This is a genomic window from Pantoea sp. MT58 (genome assembly GCF_014495885.1).
GTDB classification, from domain to species: Bacteria; Pseudomonadota; Gammaproteobacteria; order Enterobacterales; family Enterobacteriaceae; genus Pantoea; species Pantoea eucalypti.
Window position 1 is genome coordinate 3,855,051 of record NZ_CP061083.1, and the last position, 19,221, is coordinate 3,874,271.

Annotated in this window: 11 protein-coding genes, 6 tRNA genes and 3 rRNA genes; 1 reads left to right on the forward strand and 19 read right to left on the reverse strand. The window is 51.7% G+C overall.

What is annotated here, in order from left to right; translation table 11 throughout:
• Positions 1 to 100 precede the first annotated feature (100 nt).
• From rpoB to IAI47_RS18165, 12 genes are all read right to left on the reverse strand, one after another.
• Entirely contained in the window at positions 101 to 4,129 is a 4,029-nt protein-coding gene (rpoB, locus tag IAI47_RS18110; protein ID WP_008927143.1) for a DNA-directed RNA polymerase subunit beta, read from the reverse strand.
• Positions 4,130 to 4,458: 329 nt separating this feature from the next.
• Complete coding sequence (gene rplL / locus IAI47_RS18115; RefSeq protein ID WP_008927142.1) at positions 4,459 to 4,821, reverse strand: 50S ribosomal protein L7/L12; 363 nt, start codon at positions 4,819 to 4,821, stop codon at positions 4,459 to 4,461.
• Positions 4,822 to 4,886: 65 nt separating this feature from the next.
• Positions 4,887 to 5,384 (reverse strand): 50S ribosomal protein L10, encoded by a 498-nt coding sequence (gene rplJ, locus IAI47_RS18120; protein ID WP_003848098.1) that lies wholly within the window; start codon positions 5,382 to 5,384, stop codon positions 4,887 to 4,889.
• 365 nt (positions 5,385 to 5,749) lie between these two features.
• On the reverse strand, positions 5,750 to 6,454 hold the full coding sequence (rplA, locus tag IAI47_RS18125) for a 50S ribosomal protein L1 (RefSeq protein ID WP_003848092.1): 705 nt from the start codon (positions 6,452 to 6,454) through the stop codon (positions 5,750 to 5,752).
• Positions 6,455 to 6,457: 3 nt separating this feature from the next.
• Positions 6,458 to 6,886, reverse strand: coding sequence for a 50S ribosomal protein L11 (gene rplK / locus IAI47_RS18130; RefSeq protein ID WP_006121495.1), 429 nt, complete (start codon positions 6,884 to 6,886; stop codon positions 6,458 to 6,460).
• Positions 6,887 to 7,033: 147 nt separating this feature from the next.
• On the reverse strand, positions 7,034 to 7,579 hold the full coding sequence (nusG, locus tag IAI47_RS18135) for a transcription termination/antitermination protein NusG (RefSeq protein WP_003848088.1): 546 nt from the start codon (positions 7,577 to 7,579) through the stop codon (positions 7,034 to 7,036).
• 1 nt (position 7,580) lies between these two features.
• Complete coding sequence (secE, locus tag IAI47_RS18140; protein ID WP_008927141.1) at positions 7,581 to 7,964, reverse strand: preprotein translocase subunit SecE; 384 nt, start codon at positions 7,962 to 7,964, stop codon at positions 7,581 to 7,583.
• 231 nt (positions 7,965 to 8,195) lie between these two features.
• Positions 8,196 to 9,380 carry an elongation factor Tu gene (gene tuf, locus IAI47_RS18145; RefSeq protein ID WP_013359730.1) on the reverse strand — a complete coding sequence of 395 codons (1,185 nt, stop codon included), beginning with the start codon at positions 9,378 to 9,380 and terminating at the stop codon, positions 8,196 to 8,198.
• 108 nt (positions 9,381 to 9,488) lie between these two features.
• Positions 9,489 to 9,564: transfer RNA gene (locus tag IAI47_RS18150), tRNA-Thr, on the reverse strand.
• A gap of 5 nt (positions 9,565 to 9,569) precedes the next feature.
• Positions 9,570 to 9,644 (reverse strand) — tRNA-Gly (locus tag IAI47_RS18155).
• Between the two features lie 190 nt (positions 9,645 to 9,834).
• Positions 9,835 to 9,919 (reverse strand) — tRNA-Tyr (locus IAI47_RS18160).
• 7 nt (positions 9,920 to 9,926) lie between these two features.
• A tRNA-Thr gene (locus IAI47_RS18165) sits at positions 9,927 to 10,002 on the reverse strand.
• A gap of 779 nt (positions 10,003 to 10,781) precedes the next feature.
• Between IAI47_RS18165 and coaA the strand changes: the two genes are divergently transcribed.
• Positions 10,782 to 11,729: a type I pantothenate kinase gene (gene coaA / locus IAI47_RS18170; protein WP_033743664.1), complete on the forward strand. Its 948-nt coding sequence runs from the start codon at positions 10,782 to 10,784 to the stop codon at positions 11,727 to 11,729.
• 42 nt (positions 11,730 to 11,771) lie between these two features.
• Here the strand turns inward: coaA and birA are convergent, their stop codons facing one another.
• The 7 genes from birA to IAI47_RS18205 all read right to left on the reverse strand — a co-directional run bounded on the left by birA (position 11,772) and on the right by IAI47_RS18205 (position 19,149).
• A complete protein-coding gene (gene birA, locus IAI47_RS18175; protein WP_008927172.1) occupies positions 11,772 to 12,731 on the reverse strand; it encodes a bifunctional biotin--[acetyl-CoA-carboxylase] ligase/biotin operon repressor BirA in 960 nt (319 codons plus the stop codon).
• Positions 12,728 to 13,765, reverse strand: coding sequence for a UDP-N-acetylmuramate dehydrogenase (gene murB / locus IAI47_RS18180; protein ID WP_008927171.1), 1,038 nt, complete (start codon positions 13,763 to 13,765; stop codon positions 12,728 to 12,730). Before murB ends, birA begins: the two co-directional genes overlap by 4 nt.
• A 150-nt stretch (positions 13,766 to 13,915) precedes the next feature.
• Positions 13,916 to 14,031 (reverse strand): 5S ribosomal RNA (rrf, locus tag IAI47_RS18185).
• 93 nt (positions 14,032 to 14,124) lie between these two features.
• Positions 14,125 to 17,032, reverse strand: a 23S ribosomal RNA gene (locus IAI47_RS18190).
• 208 nt (positions 17,033 to 17,240) lie between these two features.
• Positions 17,241 to 17,316 (reverse strand) — tRNA-Ala (locus IAI47_RS18195).
• A 142-nt stretch (positions 17,317 to 17,458) separates the two neighbouring features.
• A tRNA-Ile gene (locus IAI47_RS18200) sits at positions 17,459 to 17,535 on the reverse strand.
• Between the two features lie 73 nt (positions 17,536 to 17,608).
• Positions 17,609 to 19,149 (reverse strand): 16S ribosomal RNA (locus IAI47_RS18205).
• The 16S, 23S and 5S rRNA genes sit together here with 2 tRNA genes alongside, the layout of an rRNA operon.
• Positions 19,150 to 19,221: the final 72 nt, after the last annotated feature.

Sequence of the window (19,221 nt, forward strand, 5' to 3'; positions counted from 1 at the left end):
AGGGCGTCCAACCGAAATTGAACGCCCCGTAACCAGTACAATTGCGAGCGCTTTAAACCCTGCGCTATCAGGCGGCGGCGAACCGCAGCCTGAAAAGGGGTTACTCGTCTTCCAGCTCGATGTTGATACCCAGCGAGCGAATCTCTTTCAACAGTACGTTGAAGGATTCCGGCATGCCCGGTTCCATCTGATGGTTACCGTCAACGATGTTTTTATACATCTTGGTACGGCCGTTGACGTCATCAGACTTAACGGTAAGCATTTCCTGCAGGGTATACGCGGCACCGTATGCTTCCAGTGCCCATACTTCCATCTCACCAAAGCGCTGACCACCGAACTGTGCCTTACCACCCAGCGGCTGCTGAGTAACCAGGCTGTAGGAACCGGTTGAACGTGCATGCATCTTGTCATCAACCAGGTGGTTGAGTTTCAGCATGTACATATAGCCAACGGTTACCTGACGTTCGAACTGCTCACCGGTACGGCCGTCAAACAGGGTAATCTGACCGGAAGAAGGCAAGCCGCCGAGCTGCAGCAGCTCTTTGATTTCACTCTCTTTCGCGCCATCAAACACCGGAGTGGCGATTGGCATACCTTTCTTCAGGTTCTCTGCCAGACGAAGAACTTCGTCATCGGAGAAGGTGTTCAGGTCAACTTTCTGACGCAGATCGCTACCCAGGTCATAGGCGCGCTGGATGAATTCGCGTAGTTTCGCGACTTCTTCCTGCTTCTTCAGCATGGCGTTGATCTTCTCGCCGATGCCTTTCGCTGCCATGCCCAGGTGGGTTTCCAGAATCTGACCGATGTTCATACGCGATGGTACGCCCAGCGGGTTCAGAACGATGTCAACCGGCGTGCCGTTTTCATCGTAAGGCATATCTTCGATCGGGTTGATCTTGGAGATAACACCTTTGTTACCGTGACGGCCTGCCATTTTGTCACCCGGCTGAATCTGACGCTTAACAGCCAGATAAACCTTAACGATTTTCAGCACGCCTGGTGCCAGATCATCGCCCTGGGTGATTTTACGACGCTTACCTTCGAGTTTTTTCTCAAACTCGTGCTTCAGTTCGTCGTACTGCTCTGCCAGCTGCTCCAGCTGGTTTTGCTTGGCTTCGTCAGTCAGACCCAGTTCCAGCCAGCGCTCGCGCGGCAGCTTGTCCAGTTTGTCTGCTTCAACGCCACCAGAAATCAGGACGTTCTGAATACGGCTGAACAGGCCCGCTTCCAGAATCTGCAGTTCTTCAGACAGGTCTTTTTTGGCCTGCTTCAGCTGCATCTCTTCAATTTCCAGCGCACGTTTGTCTTTTTCCACGCCATCGCGGGTAAAGACCTGAACGTCAATCACGGTACCTGACACGCCATTCGGTACGCGCAGTGACGAATCTTTCACGTCAGAGGCTTTTTCACCGAAGATAGCGCGCAGCAGTTTCTCTTCTGGCGTCAGCTGGGTCTCACCTTTCGGCGTGACCTTACCAACCAGAATGTCACCACCGGTCACTTCAGCACCGATGTAGACAATGCCTGACTCATCCAGTTTAGAGAGAGCGGCTTCACCCACGTTCGGGATATCAGCGGTAATCTCTTCCGGCCCCAGTTTGGTGTCACGCGACACGCAAGCCAGTTCCTGAATATGGATAGTCGTAAAGCGATCTTCCTGAACCACACGCTCGGAGACCAGGATGGAGTCTTCGAAGTTGTAGCCGTTCCACGGCATGAACGCTACGCGCATGTTCTGGCCCAGTGCCAGTTCACCCAGATCGGTGGACGGGCCATCTGCCAGCACGTCGCCGCGCTCAACCGGCTCACCCAGAGAAACACATGGCATCTGGTTGATGCAGGTGTTCTGGTTAGAACGGGTATATTTGGTCAGGTTATAAATGTCGATACCGGCTTCGCCAGCATGCATTTCGTCTTCGTTCACTTTGATAACGATACGTGATGCGTCGACGTACTGAACGGTACCGCCACGTTTCGCAACGGCGGTAACACCGGAGTCAACAGCAACAGCACGTTCCATACCGGTACCAACCAGCGGCTTGTCAGCACGCAGAGTCGGAACGGCCTGACGTTGCATGTTCGCACCCATCAGGGCGCGGTTGGCGTCATCGTGTTCCAGGAACGGGATCAGGGACGCACCGACAGAAACGATCTGTTGGGTCGAAACGTCCATGTAGTCAACCTGATCACGGCTGAACAGACTTGATTCGCCTTTGCTACGGCAGGTGACTAAGTCATCAACAAACGCGCCGTTATCATCAAGAGGGGCGTTCGCCTGAGCGATAACGTAGTTACCCTCTTCGATAGCAGAAAGGTAATGAATCTCGTCAGAAACCAGACCGTCGATAACACGGCGATAAGGTGTCTCAAGGAAACCGTACTCGTTCGTCTGTGCATAAACAGACAAGGAGTTGATCAGACCGATGTTCGGACCTTCAGGGGTTTCGATTGGGCAGACACGACCGTAGTGCGTTGGGTGTACGTCACGCACTTCGAAGCCGGCACGCTCACGCGTCAAACCACCCGGGCCGAGAGCAGAGATACGACGTTTGTGCGTAATCTCTGACAGCGGGTTGTTCTGATCCATGAACTGAGAAAGCTGGCTTGAACCAAAGAACTCTTTCACCGCGGCCGAAATCGGCTTCGCGTTGATCATGTCCTGTGGCATCAGGGTATCCAGGTCGCCCAGTGACAGACGCTCTTTAACCGCACGCTCAACACGCACCAGACCCACACGGAACTGGTTCTCAGCCATTTCACCGACTGAACGAATACGACGGTTACCGAGGTGGTCGATATCGTCCACTTCGCCTTTACCGTTACGGATGTCGATCAGCTTCTTCATCACTTCGATGATGTCGTCTTTGCTCAGGATGCCTGAACCTTCGATTTCATCACGCAGTAATGAGCGGTTGAACTTCATACGACCAACAGCAGACAGATCGTAACGATCTTCAGAGAAGAACAGGTTCTCAAACAGGTTCTCTGCTGCTTCGCGTGTTGGCGGCTCACCAGGACGCATCATGCGGTAGATCTCAACCAGTGCGCTCAGGCGATCGCTGGTTGGGTCGACACGCAGGGTCTCGGAGATATAAGGACCGTGGTCCAGATCGTTGGTGAACAGCGTTTCGATGCGCTTGTGACCGGACTGGCTCAGTTTAGCCAGCAGATCCAGTGACAGTTCCATGTTCGCTGCAATGATCAGCTCACCGGTGCTCTCATCGATGTAGTCTTTAGCGACCACTTTGCCCGCGATATATTCAACCGGAACTTCGATGTGCTGAATGCCATCTTTTTCCAGCTGACGGATATGGCGCGCAGTAATACGGCGTGCTTTTTCGACGTAGACGGTGCCGTTCGCTTCGATATCGAAGGTAGCGGTTTCACCGCGCAGGCGCTCAGGCACCAGCTCCATCTGCAGCTTGTTGTCACGGATTTCAAACACCACTTTCTCGAAGAAGATATCGAGGATCTGAGGTGTAGTGAACTGCAACGCACGCAGGATGATAGTGGCCGGCAGCTTACGACGACGGTCAATACGGACAAACAGGTTATCTTTCGGGTCAAACTCAAAGTCGAGCCATGATCCGCGGTAAGGGATGATACGTGCGTTGTACAGCACTTTACCCGATGAGTGGGTTTTACCCTTATCGCTATCAAAGAACACGCCAGGACTACGGTGCAGCTGAGAAACGATAACGCGTTCGGTACCATTAATAACAAAGGTACCGTTGTCGGTCATGAGCGGAATTTCGCCCATGTAGACTTCTTGTTCTTTAATGTCTTTTACGGTGCCTTCTGGCGCTTCGCGCTCATAGACCACCAGACGCAGTTTCACGCGCAGCGGTGCCGAATAGGTCACGCCACGGATCTGACACTCTTTCACGTCAAAGACAGGTTCACCCAGGCGATAGCTCACATACTGCAACTCAGAGTTGCCGCTGTAGCTCGCAATAGGGAATACAGAACGGAATGCAGCTTCCAGTCCGTACTGACCTTCTGGATCTTGCTCGATAAACTTCTGGAACGAGTCGAGCTGGATGGAAAGGAGATAAGGTATGTCCAGTACTTGCGGACGTTTACCAAAATCCTTACGAATACGTTTTTTCTCGGTATAGGAGTAAACCATAGGGTTCCTCAGCTAGCTGACAAGTCGACCCACGCTGTCCGTCCTGACAGGACAGTTCATGCAACACGATTTTGTTTGATTCACTGGCTGCGCGGCAGCAGTGCAATACCTCTTTCTATCACGCTTAAATCATTTCATCGCTTTTGAGAAGGCAGGGAACCCGCACAGGAAAGCGGTATATTAAGTCGTCGATAGAGAAAGATATTGAAGAGTAACAATGGACAAACAGTGTGAAACCCCATTGAGACCCTGTAGCGCAAAAAGGCTGGTGACCAAAAAGTCACCAGCCATCAGTCTGAAACTACTCAGACTGCAACCCGAAGGTTGTCTTACTTAACTTCAACTTCAGCGCCAGCTTCTTTCAGAGCAGCTTCAAGTGCAGCTGCGTCGTCTTTGCTGATTGCTTCTTTGATCACGCCAGTTGCTTCAACCAGGTCTTTGGCTTCTTTCAGGCCCAGACCAGTTGCAGTACGTACGGCTTTGATTACTGCTACCTTGTTCGGGCCAACAGCTTTCAGGACTACGTCGAATTCAGTTTTTTCTTCAACAGCTTCAGCCGGGCCAGCAGCAACAGCTACAGCAGCAGCAGCAGAAACGCCGAATTTTTCTTCCATTGCAGAAACCAGCTCAACAACTTCCATTACGGACATCGCTGCAACAGCTTCCAGAATTTGGTCTTTAGTGATAGACATGACAATTGTTCCTAAGAATCAGAAAAAGTTTATACGTAAGCAAGTACGAAGAAAAGAATATGGCCTTAAGCCGCTTCTTTTGCATCGCGTACAGCAGCCAGAGTGCGGACCAGTTTGCCGGCAGCGGCTTCTTTCATGGTCGACATCAGACGTGCCAGTGCTTCTTCGTAGGTCGGCAGAGTTGCCAGACGGTCAATATTGGCCGCCGTGATCAGCTCACCTTCAAAGGCTGCAGCTTTGACCTCAAATTTTGCATTCGCTTTCGCGAAATCTTTGAACAGACGAGCAGCAGCGCCCGGGTGTTCCATAGAATATGCAATCAGGGTCGGACCAACAAACGTGTCTTTCAGGCACTCAAATTGAGTTCCTTCAACGACGCGGCGCAGCAGGGTGTTACGAACAACACGCATGTAAACGCCAGCTTCACGGCCTGCTTTACGCAGTTCGGTCATTTTATCAACGGTAACGCCACGGGAATCCGCAACAACCGCTGAAAGCGCACCTTTGGCTACTTCGCTGACTTCAGCAACAATCGCTTGTTTGTCTTGAAGATTTAATGCCATTAGCTTTTGCTCCTGGATTTGACCGGGAAAGGATTTCCCCGGAACTCACTTCACTTAACCACCCCGAAGGGTGGTAAGCGCTCGAACACGGTGAGCAGAATCCAGCTAAGAAAAAATTCTTTTGGTTCTGTCACCGTCTACGCAGGGTATTAAGCGGAATATCCGGAGATAAACAGCGCCTGCGGTCTTGGACGGAGGCCAGGATAAGGCCTGGCTCCAACCTAAATTCTGTGTGACACAGCAGAGTCAGAAGGAAAGGCGATAAACGCAACAGTCAGTTCCGACTCTCTGATGTCCTGTTCTGCTAATAACAGAACAACGGGCGTAAGATTCTAGGTGAATTTTTCGCCCGTTTCAAGCAGCAATTAGTTTGCTGTTGCGTTCAGACCAGCCTGGTCAACGGCAACGCCGGCGCCCATGGTGGTTGAAAGGCTGACTTTCTTGATGTACACGCCTTTCGCCTGAGATGGTTTTGCTTTTTTCAGCGCGACCAGCAGAGATTCCAGGTTTTCTTTCAGTTTGTCAGCGTCAAAGTCCACTTTACCGATGGTAGTGTGGATGATGCCGTTTTTGTCGTTACGATAACGAACCTGACCCGCTTTAGCATTCTTAACTGCTTCAGCAACGTTAGGGGTTACAGTACCGACTTTCGGGTTTGGCATCAGGCCGCGTGGGCCCAGAATCTGGCCTAACTGGCCAACAACGCGCATTGCATCCGGAGAAGCAATAACAACGTCAAAATTCATTTCGCCTTTCTTAATCTGATCAGCCAGGTCTTCCATACCTACCAGCTCAGCGCCTGCTGCTTTAGCAGCTTCAGCGTTTGCGCCCTGGGTGAAGACAGCAACACGTACTGAACGACCAGTACCGTGTGGCAGAACGGTCGCGCCGCGCACGTTCTGATCAGATTTACGTGCATCAATGCCGAGGTTGACAGCAACGTCAACGCTTTCAACGAACTTGGCAGTAGCCAGTTCTTTCAGCAGAGCAACAGCTTCAGCAATGTCATACTGCTTGGTCGCGTCAACTTTGTCGCGAATTACGGTCATGCGCTTGGTCAGCTTAGCCATTTCTTAGTCCTCTACTACCAGGCCCATGGAACGAGCAGTACCTTCGATTGAGCGAGTCATCGCTTCAACGTCAGAACCAGTCATGTCCGCAGCTTTGGTTTCTGCGATTTCACGTACCTGAGCACGAGTCACTTTACCGACTTTATCTTTGTTCGGCTTACCAGAACCAGACTTGATGCCCGCTGCTTTTTTCAGCAGTACGGCAGCCGGAGGCGTTTTGGTAATGAAGGTAAAAGAACGGTCGCTGTATACGGTGATAACAACAGGAGTCGGCAGACCTTTTTCCAGAGATTCGGTCTTAGCGTTGAACGCTTTACAGAATTCCATGATGTTAACGCCCTGCTGACCCAGTGCTGGACCAACCGGTGGACTTGGGTTCGCCATACCAGCTGCAACCTGCAGCTTGACGTAGGCTTGGACTTTCTTAGCCATGATATTTCCTCAATTGGGTTATAGCGCCTGTAAAGGCTCCCCGTGATAACGATTTACACGCTGTTGCCAGCGCATAAAAACAAAAGGCGCGAAATTGTAGTTAAATTTCGCGCCTGCTGCAACAGCTAATTTGTGAGCGGAAAGAGGTTAACCTTTCTCCACCTGACCAAAGTCCAGCTCAACCGGTGTTGCGCGACCAAAGATAGATACGGAAACCGTCAGGCGGCTCTTCTCGTAATCCACATCTTCAACCACACCGTTAAAGTCAGCAAATGGACCGTCATTAACGCGAACCATTTCACCCGGCTCAAACAGCGTTTTCGGACGAGGCTTGTCGCCGACCTGCTGCAGACGGTTCATGATCGCATCAACTTCTTTATCGCTGATAGGCGCCGGACGGTCAGAGGTACCGCCGATGAAACCCATCACGCGCGGGACGCTGCGTACTAAGTGCCAGCTGGCGTCATTCATGACCATCTGAACCAGTACGTATCCCGGGAAAAACTTGCGCTCGCTCTTACGACGCTGGCCACCACGGATTTCAACGACTTCTTCAGTCGGAACCATGACGTCGCCAAACAGCTCTTCCATGTTGTGCAATTTGATATGCTCGCGCAGCGATTGGGCTACGCGGCCTTCAAAACCGGAAAACGCCTGTACGACGTACCAGCGTTTCTTTGGAGCTTCAGACATCTCAGAACCTCAGGCCAGTGATAAACGATACCAGACGGACCAGAATACCATCCAGCCCCCACAAAATCAGTGACATCACGGCAGTAACCGCGGCAACGATTAACGTGGTGTGCAGCGTTTCCTGGCGGGTTGGCCAGATAACCTTACGCATTTCTGTTCTTGCTTCACGAGCAAAAGCCACGGTCGCTTTGCCTTTGGTCGTTAAAAGCGCAATGCCGCCAGCCGCTGCAATCAGTACAACTACGGCTAATGCACGCAGTGGCAGTGACACATCACGATAGAGGTAGTTACCTACAATCGCTGCAAGCAGCAGTAATACAACTACTACCCACTTTACCGCTTCCAGGCCACGCCCGCTCCCTTGAGCTTCGGTATTCGCACTCATAAACCAACCTGCCACAATAATTCAGAAACTATTCTGCCCCGCAGTGCGAGGCGTCCAAACCGAATGAGCTTTTGAGGCGTAACTCGGTATCCAACGCCGCATAACAGAGCCTGTCTCAGCAATGATTATGATTCAAAAAATCACTGATGAGCCAGGTTCTATGAAACAGCGTGCAAAAAGGGCATCAAATGATGCCCTTTCCGTGTGCATTGCGTCAAACGTTATCGGTAATTATGCGATAACTTTAGCAACAACACCCGCGCCAACGGTACGGCCACCTTCGCGGATTGCGAAGCGCAGACCTTCGTCCATTGCGATTGGGTGGATCAGGGTAACAACCATTTTGATGTTGTCGCCTGGCATGACCATTTCAACGCCTTCTGGCAGCTCTACTGAGCCGGTTACGTCAGTTGTACGGAAGTAGAACTGTGGACGATAGCCTTTGAAGAACGGAGTATGGCGACCACCTTCGTCTTTAGACAGAACGTAAACTTCTGACTCGAACTGGGTGTGTGGCTTGATTGAGCCTGGCTTAGCCAGAACCTGGCCACGCTGGATGTCTTCACGCTTGATACCGCGCAGCAGAACACCACAGTTTTCGCCTGCCTGACCCTGGTCCAGCAGCTTACGGAACATCTCAACACCGGTACAGGTTGATTTCGCAGTATCTTTGATACCCACGATTTCAACTTCGTCGCCGACTTTAACGATGCCGCGCTCAACACGACCGGTAACAACAGTACCACGGCCAGAGATTGAGAATACGTCTTCGATTGGCAGCAGGAACGGCATGTCGATCGCACGGACTGGATCCGGGATGTAGTTGTCCAGGTGTTCAGCCAGTTCGATGATTTTCGCTTCCCACTCAGGAACGCCTTCCAGCGCTTTCAGAGCAGAACCACGAACGATTGGGGTGTCGTCGCCTGGGAAGTCGTACTGTGACAGCAGGTCACGTACTTCCATCTCTACCAGCTCCAGCAGCTCTTCATCATCAACCATGTCACACTTGTTCAGGAACACGATGATGTAAGGAACGCCAACCTGACGACCCAGCAGGATGTGCTCACGGGTTTGTGGCATTGGGCCATCAGTCGCAGCAACAACCAGGATCGCGCCGTCCATCTGCGCAGCACCGGTGATCATGTTTTTCACATAGTCGGCGTGGCCTGGGCAGTCAACGTGAGCGTAGTGACGTGCAGCAGTCTCATACTCAACGTGAGCGGTGTTGATGGTGATACCGCGGGCTTTTTCTTCAGGTGTGCTGTCGATCTGATCGAATGCACGAGCCTGGCCGCCGTTGGTTTTAGCCAGTACGGTAGTGATAGCTGCAGTCAGGGTGGTTTTACCGTGGTCAACGTGACCGATGGTGCCCACGTTTACGTGCAGTTTGTTACGTTGAAATTGCTCTTTAGCCATCGCTAGTCCCTCTAAGACACGGATATATCAATGATATCATCACATTAACCAGGCATTGCCTGACTGCAAGGAAGTTACAGAGAAAATCAGGAGGGAGATTAAAGGAAGTGGTGCTGATACCCAGAGTCGAACTGGGGACCTCACCCTTACCAAGGGTGCGCTCTACCAACTGAGCCATATCAGCACATCTGGAGCGGGCAGCGGGAATCGAACCCGCATCATCAGCTTGGAAGGCTGAGGTAATAGCCATTATACGATGCCCGCATCCTGGAACTCGGCTACCTGTTCTTTCTGTAGCTTGCAGATAACAGTGAATGTTTCTCTGCTATCTACTGTCTGCCAGCGAAGCTGACCGACGTTGACTTCGCTAACGCTCAGTCTGAATTCAGGGTGATAAGTGACTCACCTGACAGATAAACAGGTTGTTTACCTGTACTCAACCGTGAGGCTGAGATGGTGGTGGGAGAAGGATTCGAACCTTCGAAGTCTGTGACGGCAGATTTACAGTCTGCTCCCTTTGGCCGCTCGGGAATCCCACCTACTTGATGGTGCCGGCTACCGGAATCGAACTGGTGACCTACTGATTACAAGTCAGTTGCTCTACCAACTGAGCTAAGCCGGCATCAAGTGGAGCGCATTCTAGGAAGGTCGGGCCTTCGATGCAACTAAAAAATCACTAATTTTGTTCTATCGCTTACTATTTGTGCAAATCATCGCATTCTGGCGTTTTTGTGCAGAATATTTGTGCGATCTGGTCCTGTTTTTACACCGCCCACCCTGCCTCGCTATCGTCCCCTGCTGCTCTGGCATGCTCTTTTTAAGGTAAAATATTCCGCCCATCGCCTTTTTATTTTGCGCAGCCTGTTCTGAGTGATGCTTTTTTAACCCTTATCGGCGTTATTTTTCGTGCACTTAAGATATCTGCAGAACAGGGAGACGTTTTTGTCCTGCATATCTCTCTCGCTGGTACGACGATAACGGTAAAAAACGGTTCCAGTGTCTCGCAGCTCTTTATTCTTCAGTCGGGAAATATACGCTGCATATTGAATGTATGTGCTTTTAGCCTCTCTGTACGCCGTTACAGCTCTATTGGGTCATACAGGGCGTCTGACTGCTATTTAAGGCAGATAAAAGCCGCACATAAGCTTTGATGGCCCGTGTAGCACTATACGTAGTGATACAGCTGTCAGAATTAGCGTTATTATGATGTTTTGTGGGTATGCCGACGAAAGCGCGATCACGTTTATCTTTTTACTTCTGTTAAAAGCCATACTGGTGATACCCTCCAGCCCATTGTTCTCACTGATAAACCAGCGATTCGTGATTTATTTCACCTGTGCTCTCCTGCTTATCGGATGACACGCGGTTGATAGCAATGAATTTGCGGTCAGATGCATGCTTATGGATAAAACGACCCCCCTGACAACGCCTTATTTAGAGTTCACTCGTGAGCAGTGGGCTGCATTACGTGATTCCGTTCCTATGACACTGTCAGAGGAAGAGATCGCGCAGCTGGAGGGCATCAACGAGGATCTCTCGCTGGAGGAGGTAGCAGAAATTTATCTGCCACTTTCGCGTCTGCTTAATTTCTATATCAGCTCTAATGTTCGTCGGCAGGCTGTACTGGAGCAATTTCTCGGCACCAATGGCCAGAAAATCCCCTATATCATCAGTATTGCGGGCAGCGTAGCCGTCGGTAAAAGCACAACTGCGCGTGTATTACAGGCGTTGCTCAGCCGCTGGCCTGAACATCGTAAAGTAGAATTGATCACGACGGATGGCTTTCTTCATCCCAATGCCGTGCTGAAAGAGCGCGGATTAATGAAGAAAAAAGGGTTTCCGCAATCTTATGATATGCACCGGCTGGTCAATTTCGTCTCCGATTTGAAATCAGGCGCCAGTCAGGTCACAGCACCGGTCTATTCGCATCTGATTTATGATGTCATCCCTGATGGCGATAAAGTGGTTCAGCAGCCTGATATCCTTATTCTGGAAGGTCTGAATGTATTGCAGAGTGGCATGGACTATCCCCATGACCCACATCATGTCTTTGTTTCAGACTTCGTTGATTTTTCTATCTATGTCGACGCTGAGGAAGAGCTGCTGCAAAGCTGGTATATCAATCGATTCCTCAAATTCCGCCAGGGTGCATTTACCGACCCGGACTCTTACTTCCACCATTATGCCCAGCTCTCAGAAGCGGAAGCAGTAGAGATAGCGGGCAATTTATGGAAAGAGATTAACTGGCTAAACCTGCGGGAAAATATCCTGCCAACACGCGAACGGGCCAGCCTGATCATGACTAAAAGTGGCAATCATGCGGTCGACAGGGTTCGCTTGCGTAAATAACCGCTCCAGTAAAAAAGCCTGCATTAGTGCAGGCTTTTTTGATCAGAGAGGACGTAGAGATATTTCTCCGCCCACCCAGGCTTTTATTTCGCCATCCTGCTCAAGTAACAGGCCACCCTGACTGTCAATGCCCCGCGCAATACCATGCACTTCACGTTCACCAATGAGCAATTTAACAGGCCGGTGAATAAAGTTATCCAGCACCATCCAGCGTGTAACAAAGGGCGTTAACCCTTCCTGCTCAAACAACGGCAGGGCTTCGCGCAGATTATTTATCAGATGGGCGGCCAGCTCATTGCGGTTAACGGATACACCGGCTTCCTGCAGGTTAATCCAGCCCTGATTAATCTGCGATGCATCGGCTGTACGCATAGCAAGGTTAATCCCGGCCCCCATGACGATATGCGCGGCATCACCCGTTTTACCGGTCAGTTCGACCAGAATACCTGCCAGTTTGCGATCGTTAAGGTAAATATCATTGGGCCATTTGACGCGAACATCATCAGCCCCTAATGAACGTAATGTCTCAGCAATGATAATACCAATCACAAGACTAAGACCCATCGCCGCAGCGGGTCCCTGCTCCAGACGCCAGTACATAGACATGTAGAGATTAGCGCCAAAGGGAGAGAACCATTGACGCCCACGACGGCCACGACCAGCCTGCTGATACTCAGCGATACAGGCAGCACCCGACTCCATCTCATGCATGCGCTCCAGCAGATACTGATTTGTGGAGTCAATCACCGGGATAACAGAGATATTGCCCTGCTTAACCTGAGCGACAATTGCCTGCTCATCCAACAGCTGCATCGGGGCAGAGAGACTGTAGCCCTTCCCTGTCACGGTATAAACGTCAAGTCCCCAGCTTTTTAAGGTCTGGATATGCTTGTTAATGGCTGCGCGACTCATGCCCAGTGTTTCACCCAGCTGTTCGCCAGAATGAAACTCACCGTCAGATAAAATATCGACCAGCTTTAGCGGGATACTGTTGTCTTTCATGCGATTACCCCGACAGCATTGCACTCGCCCTGTGCCTGAATAAACCGCACCTCAGGCTCCAGCCAGACATCAAACTTTTCACCCACCTTCGCACGCACGGTTTTTGCCAGCGCAACGATATCGTCAGGTGTGGCATTATCAGCATTAATCAGCACCAGAGCCTGTTGCTGATGAACGGCGGCACCGCCGATACGATAACCTTTCAACTGACACTGATCGATAAGCCATCCGGCTGCCAGCTTGGTTTCACCATTCGGCATCAGATAGTGTGGCATAGCTGGAAAATGCGCCAGCAAGGCGCTGCACTGCGCCTCGGTAACGACCGGATTTTTGAAGAAGCTGCCTACATTCCCGGTCACTTTTGGATCCGGTAATTTGCTCTGCCGCATCTGGCACACCGCGTGATAAACATCCCAGGCGCTAGCCGTTACCGGATTCAGAGTCTTCAGATCACCGTAGGTCAATACGGGCTGCCATTGTTTAGGCAGGATTATCCCGACCGCGACGATGACATAACCTCTCTGATAGCGATGCTTGAAAATGCTGTCACGATAGCCAAATTCACAGGCTTCACGATCGAGACGCTCTGTCTCACCACTGTCCAGGTTAAGCACATCCACATATTCGCAGACATCTTTTAATTCCACACCATAGGCACCAATGTTCTGAATCGGTGCAGAACCCGTCATTCCAGGGATTAATGCCAGATTCTCCAGGCCAGTGATCCCTTTTTCCAGTGTGCTCTTAACCAGCTGATGCCAGTTCTCACCTGCTCCGACATGCAACTTCCAGTACTCATACTCATCCTGAATGTTGATGCCTTTAATGCGGTTAAGTACCACAGTACCAGCGAAATCATCCAGAAAGAGGACATTGCTGCCTTCACCAAGCACCATGAAAGGGGTTTGATCACGCTGGCTGGCCTGCCATGCAGCCAGAATGGCAGCTGGCGTCTCAGCAACGATGCGTTTCTGTGTATGTACTTCAAGCCCAAGCGTATTGTCGGCTTTTAAGGAAGGATGCTGGCTGGACATTTGACGACCTTTACTGAGTTATCTGGGCGTAGTTTACCGTATCAGGGAGGGGTTCTCAGGCTGTTTTCGGGGATTATGATGAGGTTTTTCACGATCTGCAGACGTAAAAAAGCCCCGCACTCTCGTGCGGGGCTTCTTCACTTATATAATGCCTGGCAGTTCCCTACTCTCGCATGGGGAGACCCCACACTACCATCGGCGCTACGGCGTTTCACTTCTGAGTTCGGCATGGGGTCAGGTGGGACCACCGCGCTAAAGCCGCCAGGCAGATTCTGTTCTCCGCGCCGCCCCTTAAGGCCGCGCAGATATATCCGGTACAGGCTGAAAATCGTCTCTCTCAAAAACGCCTCTGGCGTTGTAAGGTTAAGCCTCACGGGTCATTAGTACCGGTTAGCTCAACGCATCGCTGCGCTTACACACCCGGCCTATCAACGTCGTAGTCTTCAACGTCCCTTCAGGACTCTCAAGGAGTCAGGGAGAACTCATCTCGGGGCAAGTTTCGTGCTTAGATGCTTTCAGCACTTATCTTTTCCGCACTTAGCTACCGGGCAATGCCATTGGCATGACAACCCGAACACCAGTGGTGCGTTCACTCCGGTCCTCTCGTACTAGGAGCAACCCCCCTCAATTCTCCAGCGCCCACGGCAGATAGGGACCGAACTGTCTCACGACGTTCTAAACCCAGCTCGCGTACCACTTTAAACGGCGAACAGCCGTACCCTTGGGACCTACTTCAGCCCCAGGATGTGATGAGCCGACATCGAGGTGCCAAACACCGCCGTCGATATGAACTCTTGGGCGGTATCAGCCTGTTATCCCCGGAGTACCTTTTATCCGTTGAGCGATGGCCCTTCCATTCAGAACCACCGGATCACTATGACCTGCTTTCGCACCTGCTCGAGCCGTCACTCTCGCAGTCAAGCCAGCTTATGCCATTGCACTAACCTCACGATGTCCGACCGTGATTAGCTGACCTTCGTGCTCCTCCGTTACTCTTTAGGAGGAGACCGCCCCAGTCAAACTACCCACCAGACACTGTCCGCAGCCCGGATCACGGGCCTACGTTAGAACATCAAACATTAAAGGGTGGTATTTCAAGGTTGGCTCCACGCGAACTGGCGTCCGCGCTTCAAAGCCTCCCACCTATCCTACACATCAAGGCTCAATGTTCAGTGTCAAGCTGTAGTAAAGGTTCACGGGGTCTTTCCGTCTTGCCGCGGGTACACTGCATCTTCACAGCGAGTTCAATTTCACTGAGTCTCGGGTGGAGACAGCCTGGCCATCATTACGCCATTCGTGCAGGTCGGAACTTACCCGACAAGGAATTTCGCTACCTTAGGACCGTTATAGTTACGGCCGCCGTTTACCGGGGCTTCGATCAAGAGCTTCTCCTTGCGGATAACCCCATCAATTAACCTTCCGGCACCGGGCAGGCGTCACACCGTATACGTCCACTTTCGTGTTTGCACAGTGCTGTGTTTTTAATAAACAGTTGCAGCCAGCTGGTATCTTCGACTGGCTTCGGCTCGGGGAGTAAATCCCTCCACCTACGCGCCAGCGTGCCTTCTCCCGAAGTTACGGCACCATTTTGCCTAGTTCCTTCACCCGAGTTCTCTCAAGCGCCTTGGTATTCTCTACCTGACCACCTGTGTCGGTTTGGGGTACGATTCTGTGTTACCTGATGCTTAGAGGCTTTTCCTGGAAGCTGGGCATTTATCACTTCAGCACCGTAGTGCCTCGTCGTCACGCCTCAGCGTTGATAAGGGACCGGATTTACCTGGACCCTCCGCCTACACGCTTAAACCGGGACAACCGTCGCCCGGCTGATATAGCCTTCTCCGTCCCCCCTTCGCAGTAACACCGAGTACAGGAATATTAACCTGTTTCCCATCGACTACGCCTTTCGGCCTCGCCTTAGGGGTCGACTCACCCTGCTCCGATTAACGTTGAACAGGAACCCTTGGTCTTCCGGCGAGCGGGCTTTTCACCCGCTTTATCGTTACTTATGTCAGCATTCGCACTTCTGATACCTCCAGCATGCCTCACAGCACACCTTCGACGGCTTACAGAACGCTCCCCTACCCAACAACACATAGTGTCGCTGCCGCAGCTTCGGTGCATGGTTTAGCCCCGTTACATCTTCCGCGCAGGCCGACTCGACCAGTGAGCTATTACGCTTTCTTTAAATGATGGCTGCTTCTAAGCCAACATCCTGGCTGTCTGTGCCTTCCCACATCGTTTCCCACTTAACCATGACTTTGGGACCTTAGCTGGCGGTCTGGGTTGTTTCCCTCTTCACGACGGACGTTAGCACCCGCCGTGTGTCTCCCGTGATAACATTCCTCGGTATTCGCAGTTTGCATCGGGTTGGTAAGCCGGGATGGCCCCCTAGCCGAAACAGTGCTCTACCCCCGAGGATGAGTTCACGAGGCGCTACCTAAATAGCTTTCGGGGAGAACCAGCTATCTCCCGGTTTGATTGGCCTTTCACCCCCAGCCACAGGTCATCCGCTAATTTTTCAACATTAGTCGGTTCGGTCCTCCAGTTAGTGTTACCCAACCTTCAACCTGCCCATGGCTAGATCACCGGGTTTCGGGTCTATACCCTGCAACTTAACGCCCAGTTAAGACTCGGTTTCCCTGCGGCTCCCCTATACGGTTAACCTTGCTACAGAATATAAGTCGCTGACCCATTATACAAAAGGTACGCAGTCACCCCCATAAAGAAGGCTCCCACTGCTTGTACGTACACGGTTTCAGGTTCTGTTTCACTCCCCTCGCCGGGGTTCTTTTCGCCTTTCCCTCACGGTACTGGTTCACTATCGGTCAGTCAGGAGTATTTAGCCTTGGAGGATGGTCCCCCCATATTCAGACAGGATACCACGTGTCCCGCCTTACTCATCGAGCTCACAGCACGTGTGCTTTTGTGTACGGGAGTATCACCCTGTACCCTGCGACTTTCCAGACGCTTCCACTAACACACATGCTGATTCAGGCTCTGGGCTGCTCCCCGTTCGCTCGCCGCTACTGGGGGAATCTCGGTTGATTTCTTTTCCTCGGGGTACTTAGATGTTTCAGTTCCCCCGGTTCGCCTTGCAGCACTATGTATTCATGCTGCAATGATGCACAGAGTGCACCGGGTTTCCCCATTCGGACATCGACGGCTGTAGCGGTTCATATCACCTTACCGTCGCTTTACGCAGATTAGCACGTCCTTCATCGCCTCTGACTGCCTGGGCATCCACCGTGTACGCTTAGTCGCTTAACCTCACAACCCACAGGCGTTTTACAACGCTGCGAGCTGCAAGCATTTGAGAGACTCGAACGTGTCGCGCTTTTCATTCTTATTACGGAGAATGAAAACGACACGTCGTTTCAATTTTCAGCTTGTTCCGGATTGTTAAAGAGCATAATACTTCGCAGCACACCGTTGCCGGTACGCTCTGAAGTATTCAGAAAAAACAGTTAAAACGGTATGGTGGAGCTAAGCGGGATCGAACCGCTGACCTCCTGCGTGCAAGGCAGGCGCTCTCCCAGCTGAGCTATAGCCCCATACAGTTACTGCAGAGACCACTACTACCACTCAACCGAGTACACTTCTTGAGAAATGCAATTCGTGCTCAGGCAAGGCATGTTTCCGCGAAGCATAGTGAACTATGCGAGCCGGGAACATAACGCAGCGTGAGTGCGAATTTGGTAGGCCTGAGTGGACTTGAACCACCGACCTCACCCTTATCAGGGGTGCGCTCTAACCACCTGAGCTACAAGCCTGTAGAGGTTTTTTCTGCTCGTTACTTTTTATCAGACAATCTGTGTGGACACTGCGCGGGAAGGTATCTTCAGGTAAGGAGGTGATCCAACCGCAGGTTCCCCTACGGTTACCTTGTTACGACTTCACCCCAGTCATGAATCACAAAGTGGTAAGCGCCCTCCCGAAGGTTAAGCTACCTACTTCTTTTGCAACCCACTCCCATGGTGTGACGGGCGGTGTGTACAAGGCCCGGGAACGTATTCACCGTGGCATTCTGATCCACGATTACTAGCGATTCCGACTTCACGGAGTCGAGTTGCAGACTCCGATCCGGACTACGACGCACTTTGTGAGGTCCGCTTGCTCTCGCGAGGTCGCTTCTCTTTGTATGCGCCATTGTAGCACGTGTGTAGCCCTACTCGTAAGGGCCATGATGACTTGACGTCATCCCCACCTTCCTCCGGTTTATCACCGGCAGTCTCCTTTGAGTTCCCGCCATCACGCGCTGGCAACAAAGGATAAGGGTTGCGCTCGTTGCGGGACTTAACCCAACATTTCACAACACGAGCTGACGACAGCCATGCAGCACCTGTCTCACGGTTCCCGAAGGCACTAAGGCATCTCTGCCGAATTCCGTGGATGTCAAGAGTAGGTAAGGTTCTTCGCGTTGCATCGAATTAAACCACATGCTCCACCGCTTGTGCGGGCCCCCGTCAATTCATTTGAGTTTTAACCTTGCGGCCGTACTCCCCAGGCGGTCGACTTAACGCGTTAGCTCCGGAAGCCACTCCTCAAGGGAACAACCTCCAAGTCGACATCGTTTACGGCGTGGACTACCAGGGTATCTAATCCTGTTTGCTCCCCACGCTTTCGCACCTGAGCGTCAGTCTTTGTCCAGGGGGCCGCCTTCGCCACCGGTATTCCTCCAGATCTCTACGCATTTCACCGCTACACCTGGAATTCTACCCCCCTCTACAAGACTCAAGCCTGCCAGTTTCAAATGCAGTTCCCAGGTTAAGCCCGGGGATTTCACATCTGACTTAACAGACCGCCTGCGTGCGCTTTACGCCCAGTAATTCCGATTAACGCTTGCACCCTCCGTATTACCGCGGCTGCTGGCACGGAGTTAGCCGGTGCTTCTTCTGCGGGTAACGTCAATCGGTAAGGTTATTAACCTCACCGCCTTCCTCCCCGCTGAAAGTACTTTACAACCCGAAGGCCTTCTTCATACACGCGGCATGGCTGCATCAGGCTTGCGCCCATTGTGCAATATTCCCCACTGCTGCCTCCCGTAGGAGTCTGGACCGTGTCTCAGTTCCAGTGTGGCTGGTCATCCTCTCAGACCAGCTAGGGATCGTCGCCTAGGTGGGCCATTACCCCGCCTACTAGCTAATCCCATCTGGGTTCATCCGATAGTGAGAGGCCCGAAGGTCCCCCTCTTTGGTCTTGCGACGTTATGCGGTATTAGCCACCGTTTCCAGTGGTTATCCCCCTCTATCGGGCAGATCCCCAGACATTACTCACCCGTCCGCCACTCGTCACCCAAGAGCAAGCTCTCTGTGCTACCGTCCGACTTGCATGTGTTAGGCCTGCCGCCAGCGTTCAATCTGAGCCATGATCAAACTCTTCAATTTAAGTTTGATTTGCTTAAACAAGTTAAGCGGTGCTCATCTGTAAAACGTCATAATGAATTTCATTATGTGTTC